We start from the raw sequence: 2437 nt of genomic DNA, 5'->3' as shown, positions 1-2437 counted from the left end.
TGTATTTGGCAAGTAAAAAATGTATGAAATGGCAATTAAAAATGCATGCCACTTGCCACCTCAAATTATTGTTGTAATAAAGACTCTTTATACCTGAAACTCTCACCGTTAAATACTAATAAGTGGGAATGATGAATGAGTCGATCAATCACTGCTTCCGTTAATATGGAATCTCCAAAAACGTGATTCCATTGACCGAATTGAAGGTTCGTAGTGATGACTAAACTTTTATTTTCATAACACATAGAGATAACTTGAAAGATCAACTCAGCGCCTTCCTTATGAAGCGGTATATAACCTAACTCATCTAGTACTAATAAATCTAACTTCTCTATCTGCTTCATCATTTTAGGTAAATTTCCTTTTTGATTGGCCTCAATCAATTTGTTAGCTAAAGATGCCACAGTAAAGAACTTTACCTTATTGCCAAAACTATGTATGGCATTTAAGCTTATGAGTGTTGCCAGGTAAGTTTTCCCTGTTCCTACACCGCCATATAAAATGAGGTTCTCTCTTTGCTTAATAAAGTGTCCTTCTATCACCTCTTCTCTCTGAATTCCTTGAGGAATTTGAATATGCTCCCATTGAAATGGCTGATTACCCGTCTTCGGGAGTTGTGCTTGATTTAATAATAAGTTCACTTTTCTTTCTTCTCTATTTTGCACTTCTCTTTCAAACAATTTCAGAAGGTATTCCTGATGATTCTCTGCTTCCACTTCATTGAAGTGTTCTCTGATCCAACTTAACTTCAAACGCTTTGCGTAGGCTTCGATTTGCTCTTTCATGATGAAATGCCCCCATCTTGAAAGAAGGCATCGTAATGAGATAAGCCTCTTGTGGCTCTTGGCATGCTTGGTACTGCAATGGTTGGCTCAATCGATGCATGCGTATTTGTTTGATGAAGGATTGAATAAAAACAATGCTCTATTTCATCGGCACTTGGATGCCCATGTAAAATAGCCACCTCTAGTGCCTTATTCAATAAGGCAAAGTCATTATTCTTTAAAAGCTTGCCTATCAAACGTAGCGCAATTTTTTGTTCTTCTTCGGTACAATTCTTTAAATAATCCGTCCAAATAGAGGGAAACTGGTTATACAAACTAGAATATTTGATGGCTCTAGGACGTTTAGATAATAAATCTAAATAGGGCTGCCAGATCATGGATTTTCGTTTTACACCATATAAACGTTTATGTTTCACAATGGTGTGATTTTGTTCATTTAAAATAACTACCTCTTTATAAGAAATGGCTACTCTCACTTTTTGTTTCGCAAATCTAGGAGTGGTGGAATACTGTTTTGTATCAATGCTCACCATCCCGTATTTATCAGCTTTTACTTCTTCCCATCGAATACACTCAAATCGCTTCTCAGGTAACATCAACCAATGCTCTTTATCTTCTTCATATAGTCGAGATTGAAGCACTTGTTTATCATAATGTAGACGGTCTCGATCCTCTTCTGCTAAAGTCCATAATGTCTTATTAAATGAATCAAGGTTTACCACTGTATGTTCTGGTAGAAGAAAATTATTTCTCACATACTTCACCATAGCTTCTACATGGCCCTTTTCATTCCCTTTACCAGGGTTACAAAATTCGTATTGAAAACCATAATGTAAAACAAAACGCTCAAAAGTATCGGTGAGTTCTCGTTCTCCTTTAGAAAATATCTTTTTTACAGCTGGAGATAGATTATCAAATCGAATAGTAGAAGGGACTCCCCCCATATAATGAAACATTCGCTGTAATCCTTCTAATAAACATTCTGTATTTTCCGAAGGAAATACTTGAAAGTAAAAACTATTACTATATGGAAATGACATGACCAAATAAGGTAGGTCGATCACTTCTGATTCATATTTAAATGGAGCTGTCCCAAAGTCTACTTGTGCTGTACCAGGAACAGATTCAAGCGGTAAAGCTACTTCCTCCAACTTTGCTTTTAATTCTCTTTTACGCTTGGCAACATAATCACGAACCGATCGTGCCGATCCTGTGAAACAATGAAACTTTATTAATTGTTGATACATTTTTTTGGCTGTTCGTTGGTACTTCTTTTTCTTTTTTAAGTCCTCTTGGATCCATTTGTCTAAAATAGGTTTTACCGGATCCATTACTGGTGATTTACGTCGCTGTTTTTCTTTTCGCTTAAATTCTTCTTGATTCGCATACTTTGTCACCGTACGTGGGTCAATCCCCATCCTTCTACCTATGCTGGCATATGTTTCTCCTTTTTGATTTACTTCATGTCTGATATAATCAATTTGTGCCACTGCTAACATCTCCTATATATCCTCCTGTCGAACGTTGTTGGTCCAACGAGGAGTTTATATTTTTTTGGTGAAGTTGGCAAGTGGTTTTTCTTTTATATAATCCCCTACTTGGAACTACATAAATTAAATGCCAATTGCTACATTTTTAGTATGCCATAAACA

2 protein-coding genes are annotated in these 2437 nt (G+C 36.1%); both read right to left on the bottom strand.

The genetic code is table 11. The features are described 5' to 3' along the window. Window positions 1-65: 65 nt before the first annotated feature. Entirely contained in the window at window positions 66-785 is a 720-nt protein-coding gene (istB, locus tag GH715_RS21105; protein WP_163578827.1) for an IS21-like element helper ATPase IstB, read from the bottom strand. Beyond that, window positions 782-2284 (bottom strand): IS21 family transposase, encoded by a 1503-nt coding sequence (istA, locus tag GH715_RS21100; RefSeq protein WP_153837219.1) that lies wholly within the window; start codon window positions 2282-2284, stop codon window positions 782-784. The genes istB and istA overlap by 4 nt, the downstream gene beginning before the upstream one ends. Window positions 2285-2437 lie beyond the last annotated feature (153 nt).

Origin of the sequence: Gracilibacillus thailandensis (assembly GCF_010994055.1) — a bacterium.
Taxonomy (GTDB): Bacteria; Bacillota; Bacilli; order Bacillales; family Amphibacillaceae; genus Gracilibacillus; species Gracilibacillus lacisalsi.
The sequence above is the reverse complement of the archived record's forward strand: the minus strand, read 5'-3'. Positions and strand labels throughout refer to the sequence as shown.